6 protein-coding genes are annotated in these 5,214 nt (G+C 69.0%); 4 read left to right on the top strand and 2 right to left on the bottom strand.

Going from position 1 to position 5,214, the window contains the following annotated elements; translation table 11 throughout:
- The first annotated feature begins 194 nt into the window (after nucleotides 1-194).
- Together mce and ACFYVR_RS26845 are read left to right on the top strand one after the other, a co-directional pair.
- A complete protein-coding gene (mce, locus tag ACFYVR_RS26840; protein ID WP_387479407.1) occupies nucleotides 195-668 on the top strand; it encodes a methylmalonyl-CoA epimerase in 474 nt (157 codons plus the stop codon).
- A 192-nt stretch (nucleotides 669-860) separates the two neighbouring features.
- A complete protein-coding gene (locus ACFYVR_RS26845) occupies nucleotides 861-1,898 on the top strand; it encodes a hypothetical protein (protein ID WP_387479409.1) in 1,038 nt (345 codons plus the stop codon).
- On the opposite strand, the gene ACFYVR_RS26850 is transcribed toward ACFYVR_RS26845, so the two are convergent.
- Both ACFYVR_RS26850 and nucS read right to left on the bottom strand, forming a co-directional pair.
- The gene (locus ACFYVR_RS26850; protein ID WP_387479412.1) at nucleotides 1,879-2,181 is read right to left on the bottom strand and encodes an ATP/GTP-binding protein; all 303 of its coding nucleotides are present in this window, start codon (nucleotides 2,179-2,181) and stop codon (nucleotides 1,879-1,881) included. The two genes, ACFYVR_RS26845 and ACFYVR_RS26850, sit on opposite strands and share 20 nt — an antisense overlap.
- Before the next feature lie 42 nt (nucleotides 2,182-2,223).
- The gene (gene nucS / locus ACFYVR_RS26855; RefSeq protein ID WP_387479415.1) at nucleotides 2,224-2,898 is read right to left on the bottom strand and encodes an endonuclease NucS; all 675 of its coding nucleotides are present in this window, start codon (nucleotides 2,896-2,898) and stop codon (nucleotides 2,224-2,226) included.
- An 87-nt stretch (nucleotides 2,899-2,985) separates the two neighbouring features.
- Between nucS and ACFYVR_RS26860 the strand changes: the two genes are divergently transcribed.
- On the top strand, nucleotides 2,986-4,536 hold the full coding sequence (locus ACFYVR_RS26860) for an adenylate/guanylate cyclase domain-containing protein (protein WP_387479418.1): 1,551 nt from the start codon (nucleotides 2,986-2,988) through the stop codon (nucleotides 4,534-4,536).
- Nucleotides 4,537-4,567: 31 nt separating this feature from the next.
- Complete coding sequence (locus tag ACFYVR_RS26865; protein ID WP_387479421.1) at nucleotides 4,568-4,924, top strand: MmcQ/YjbR family DNA-binding protein; 357 nt, start codon at nucleotides 4,568-4,570, stop codon at nucleotides 4,922-4,924.
- The last annotated feature ends 290 nt before the right edge of the window (nucleotides 4,925-5,214 follow it).

A 5,214-nucleotide genomic window follows, 5' to 3' on the forward strand; every position in this document is an offset into this window, starting at 1 on the left:
CCCGCGATGGCGATGCCGCCGAGGTCGGATCCCGAGAAGTCCTTCAGCGAGCCCTGCAGCCGCCCCATCGGGGTCCGCGCACCCGCCACGATGACTGAACCGGTCACGACTTCCTCCAACGATCGAGTGTGTCGGCGCGACCGAAGCCACAGCCGAGAGAGAACTACGAAGACGGTAACGCTAACGTCGGGGGTATGACACACTCCGCCCCCGCCGGCTCCCCGCTGGCCTCCGAGCTGGTGACCGCCATCGACCACGTCGGTATCGCGGTTCCCGACCTCGACGTCGCCATCGCCTGGTATGCCGAACACCTCGGCCTCGTCTCGACCCACGAAGAGGTCAACGAGGAACAGGGCGTCCGCGAGGCCATGCTGTCGGTCCCCGGCAGCCCCGCGGGTGCGCCCGCGATCCAGCTGCTCGCGCCGCTGAACGAGAACTCGACGATCGCGAAGTTCATCGACCGCAGCGGTCCCGGCATCCAGCAGATGGCCTACCGCGTGAGCGACATCGATGCGCTCTCCGAACGCCTGCGTGCCGGTGGCGTCCGGCTCCTGTACGACGCGCCGCGTCGCGGCACCGCCGACTCGCGCATCAACTTCATCCACCCGAAGGACGCCGGCGGCGTGCTCGTCGAGCTCGTCGAGCCGGCCACGAACCCCTCCCACTGAGCCCCTGGGCTTCCCAGGCCCGTGTTGCCGCGCGGCTACGCGGCCCGACCTTTCGACTGAAGGGCGCCTTTGTTCGGGTGAACCGAGCAAAGGCGCCCTTCAGCCGTTACGGGCGGGTGACGGTACGGTGTCCCGTATCACAACCGGCCAGCGCGGTGCCTCCCCGGCGTGACCGGCGGTAAATTGGTTCGCATGGCCTACGATCACGACCGCGGCATGCCGTTCACCATCGTCCGCAAGGGATACGACAAGGACGAGGTTCGACGGTACTTCGACCGTTTCGACACCGAGCTGCGCGTCGTCGCCACCGACCGGGACGCGGCGGCCGCCCAGGCCCGCGACCTCGCCCACCAGCTCGAGGACGCCCGCGACGAGATCGACGACCTGCGCAAGGACGTCGATCGGCTCTCGGTCCCGCCGACCACGGCCGAGGGAATGAGCGAACGCATCTCCCGCATGCTGCGGTTGGCATCCGACGAGGCGTCCGAGGTCCGTGCCAAGGCCCAGTCCGACGCCGCCGAGATGGTGTCGATCGCCGAGCAGGACGCAACCGCGCTGCGCGGCAAGTACGAGGCGAAGCTGGCCGAGCTGGCCGACCGGCGCTCGGCGATGGAAACCGAACACGAGCAGACGATGGCGCGTGCACGTACCGAGGCCGCGCGCACCGTCGAGGCCGCACAGTCCGAGGCCGCGCGCCTCGAGGCGGAGTCCGATGCCAAGCGTTCCCGCGTTCAGCAGGACTTCGAGATCACGATGAGCGAGCGTCGCACCAAGGTCGTCGCGGCCGTCGAGGAGCTCGAGGCGTCGAGCAAGGCGGAGGCCGAGCGCCGGATCACGGACGCCACCAACGAGGCGCGCCGCCGACTGCAGACCGCCACCGAGCAGGCCGAGAAGCGGATCGCCCACGCCAAGGAACTCGCCGAGGAACTCCGGGTGCTCCGTGGTCGAATCCTGGCCCAGCTCTTGGGGATTCGAGGGCAACTCGACTCCGTGCCGGCAATGCTGGCGTCCGTCAACCGCGAGGGTGAACTCCTCGACGGAACGAAGGACCCCGCCGCGTCCGCCAAGGACGACGAATCGGACCTGCAGGACGCCGTCGACGAGCAGCCCGAGGACGCCCCGACGCAGGCCGGGAATGCTCAGCGGGCAGGCGCCCAGTCCAGGCCGGCGCAGAACCCGAACACCCGGAACGAACCGGAGACGAAGCCGATCACGACCACCGTCGGGTGATTCCACGCGAGCCCCGGCCGTTCCAGCATCCGGTGTGCCAGTGCCGACGATCGTCGGCGCCCCCGAGCCCGTCCGCGGGCCAGGCCACCAGATGGGCGACACCGGGGCGGATCTCGTGGTCGCAGCCGGGGCAGCGGTAGGTCTTGAGCGCTCTGGCCCCGGGGATCTGCCGGACGAGGTAACTCTCGTCGTCGTAGCCCGCCGGCCCCGACTCGGCCCGCGGCCCGTTCAATCCCACCGGTGACGGGCCTGCGGGCCTGCGGTTGTTGTTGCGGCGAGGCATGGCACCACCCTAGTCCGACGGCACCGCCGGCCTACCCGGCGGTCAGAACAGTCGGAACTCGGTGCTCTCGATACCGCGCAGCGCCTCGTAGTCCAAGGTGAGGCAACGGATCCCGCGGTCCTCGGCCAGGGTTCGCGCCTGCGGCTTGATCTGCTGGGCGGCGAACACCCCGCTGACGGGCGCGAGCAGCGGATCGCGGTTGAGCAGCTCGAGGTAGCGGGTCAGCTGCTCGACGCCGTCGATCTCGCCGCGCCGCTTGATCTCGACGGCGACCGAGGCCCCGTCCGAGTCCCGGCACAGCAGGTCCACCGGACCGATCGCGGTCATGTACTCGCGGCGAACGAGGCTGTAACCCGGGCCCAGCGTCTCCACATGTTCGGCCAGCAACTCCTGCAGGTGCGCCTCGACACCGTCCTTGACCAGACCGGGATCGACGCCCAGCTCGTGCGAGGAGTCGTGCTCGATCTCGTCAATCGTGATGCGCAGTTCCTCACCGGCCTTGTTCGTCACGACCCACAGCACCTTGCCGTCGTCCCCGCCGTCCTCGACAAGCCAGCACGGTGGGCTCATCCAGTTCAGCGGCTTGTACGCGCGATCGTCGGCGTGGATACTCACCGAGCCGTCCGACTTGACCAGCAGGAGCCTGCGGGCCTTCGGAAGGTGGGACGTGAGTCGTCCGACGTAGTCGACCTGGCAGCTGGCAATCACGAGACGCACGGCCACCACCCTAGAGCACCACACCGGGTGGTCCCGACATGCTGAGCCCCGGTTGTCCTCGTCGTCGCGGTTATTGTGAGCCACACCATGTCACGCCCGCGAAGATCCACCGCACCCCTCGGCTCGCCGATCCTCGGAACCGTCGACGAGAGCCCCCGCGTTCGACGCGTCCGCGTCCAGGTCCTGCTCACCGCGTCCCTGTTGCTCGCGAACATCATCGGGGCTCTCCTCGTCGGCGCGCTGCTGATGGTCGTCATCCCGGGGCCGGACGTCTTCACCCGCCGCTTCCTGACCGTGAACGCCGTCATCGGTCCGATCTACATCGCCCTGTCGCTCGTCGTCGGAACCCTGTGGGGCACAGTGATGGCCGTGCGCGACCTGCGGTGGGCGATCGAGGGTCACACGCCCAGCCGCCGCGAGGCAACCGCTGCCCTGGCGATGCCGTGGCGGCTCACTCGTGTCCAGCTCGTGCTGTGGTCGGGCGGGCTCGTCCTCTTCACCGTCGCATACGGCCTGATCAACCCGGAGACGATTCCCAAGGTCTTCTTCACCATCGCGATGGGCGGCATCACGGTCTGCGCATTCTCGTACCTGCTCAGCGAGTTCTCGTTGCGTCCGGCGGCGGCCCGCGCACTCGAGGCCGGTGATCCGAGACGGTTCCGGGTCGCCGGCGTCACCGGACGCGGCCTGCTCGCGTGGGTGCTCGGCACCGGCGTACCGGTGTCCGGCCTGATGCTCGTCGCGATCTTCAGTCTCGCCCGAGGGGACGTCGACGCGACGCAGGTCAACATCTCCATTCTGGCTATCGGCGGAGTGACACTGCTGTGCGGGTTCGCCTTGACGCTGCTCGGACTGGGCGCAACAGTGGCACCGATCCGGTCCGTGCGAAGCGCGATGTCCCGGATCGAACGCGGCGACCTCGACGCCTCCGTCGTCGTGTACGACGGCACCGAACTCGGCGAGTTGCAAAGCGGCTTCAACCGGATGGCGGAGGGGCTGAGGGAACGCGAACACATCCAGGAACTCTTCGGCCGCCACGTCGGACGCGAGGTCGCGGAGGCCGCCATCGCACGGAACCCGGAACTCGGCGGGGAGGAACGTCATATCGCAGTGTTCTTCATCGACCTCGTCGGATCCACCAGGCTGGCCGCGACCCGGCCCCCGTCCGAGGTCGTCGAACTGCTCAACCGGTTCTTCTCAGTCGTGGTCGACGAGGTGGACCGGCACGGCGGCCTGATCAACAAATTCGAGGGTGACGCCGCACTCGCCGTGTTCGGCGCACCCGCGGACACCGTCGACCCCGAGGGCAGTGCGCTCGGTGCCGCCCGTCGGATCAGAGACCGACTCGTCGACGAGGTACCCGACTGCAGCGCGGCCATCGGTGTCGCGGCCGGTGTCGCTGTCGCCGGCAACATCGGCGCCCGCAACCGCTTCGAGTACACGGTCATCGGCGACCCGGTCAACGAAGCCGCCCGCCTGTGCGAGATCGCGAAGTCGATTCCCGGGGCTCTGGTCGCCTCCGAACGGGCCGTCGCCGCCGCAACCGCTGACGCAGGCGAATGGACGCTGGGAGAGTCGGTGGTCCTGCGTGGCCGAGCAGAACCGACCCGGCTGGCGGTACCCGTCAGCGCGCGCTGACGCTGTCGGTCGGCTCTGGTAGACGTGTGGCATGGGTGTGACTGTCGACGAGTTCGTCGCCATGCTGGATACGTTGCCCGAGACCGAGCAGCACGAGGCGGGGAACTGGATCGCGCTCAAGGTCTGCGGCAAGGGCTACGGCTACATCTGGGAGAAAACGGAGACGGTGGGTCTCAAGGCGACGCTCGACGAACAGATCGCTCTCGTCGCCGAACGCCCCGACGTGTTCGAGGTCCAGTTCACGGCCGGCCAGTTCGGCTGGGTGGTCGTGCATCTCGAGGGAATCGAGGCCGACGAGCTCCTCGAGCTGGTCACCGAGGCCTGGTGCCTGACCGCGCCCCGCCGCCTCGTCGAAGCCCACGAATTCGGCAGCCTCTACGACGAGTAGCAGCCCAGCTGCCCCTGGCCACCTCGCTCACCCTTCCGGCTGACGGTGGCCTTCGTGCGGGTCACGCGTACGAGGGTGCCCTTCACCCCGCAGCCGCAGCCGCAGGGGCAGGGGTGGGGTGGCCCCGGGGTGGTGGCTGCCGTCCGCCACCCCACCCCGTCGCCGGCCGCCTCATCGCTGCACGGTGGCGGGTGGCGGTGGCCTTCGTGCGGGTCACGCGTACGAAGGCCACCCTCACCCCGGGGAAGGGTGGAGGGGCGGGAAACGACGAGAGCCCCCCGACCGATGGT

The sequence above is a fragment of the Rhodococcus sp. NPDC003318 genome (assembly GCF_042879035.1).
Lineage (GTDB): Bacteria > Actinomycetota > Actinomycetes > Mycobacteriales > Mycobacteriaceae > Rhodococcus_G.

Excerpts from the sequence above, each read along its gene's own strand:
- mce (WP_387479407.1), top strand. The coding sequence starts at position 195 with ATGACACACTCCGCCCCCGCCGGCTCCCCGCTGGCCTCCGAGCTGGTG.
- ACFYVR_RS26845 (WP_387479409.1), top strand. The coding sequence starts at position 861 with ATGGCCTACGATCACGACCGCGGCATGCCGTTCACCATCGTCCGCAAG.
- ACFYVR_RS26850 (WP_387479412.1), bottom strand. The coding sequence starts at position 2,181 with ATGCCTCGCCGCAACAACAACCGCAGGCCCGCAGGCCCGTCACCGGTG.
- ACFYVR_RS26860 (WP_387479418.1), top strand. The coding sequence starts at position 2,986 with ATGTCACGCCCGCGAAGATCCACCGCACCCCTCGGCTCGCCGATCCTC.
- ACFYVR_RS26865 (WP_387479421.1), top strand. The coding sequence starts at position 4,568 with ATGGGTGTGACTGTCGACGAGTTCGTCGCCATGCTGGATACGTTGCCC.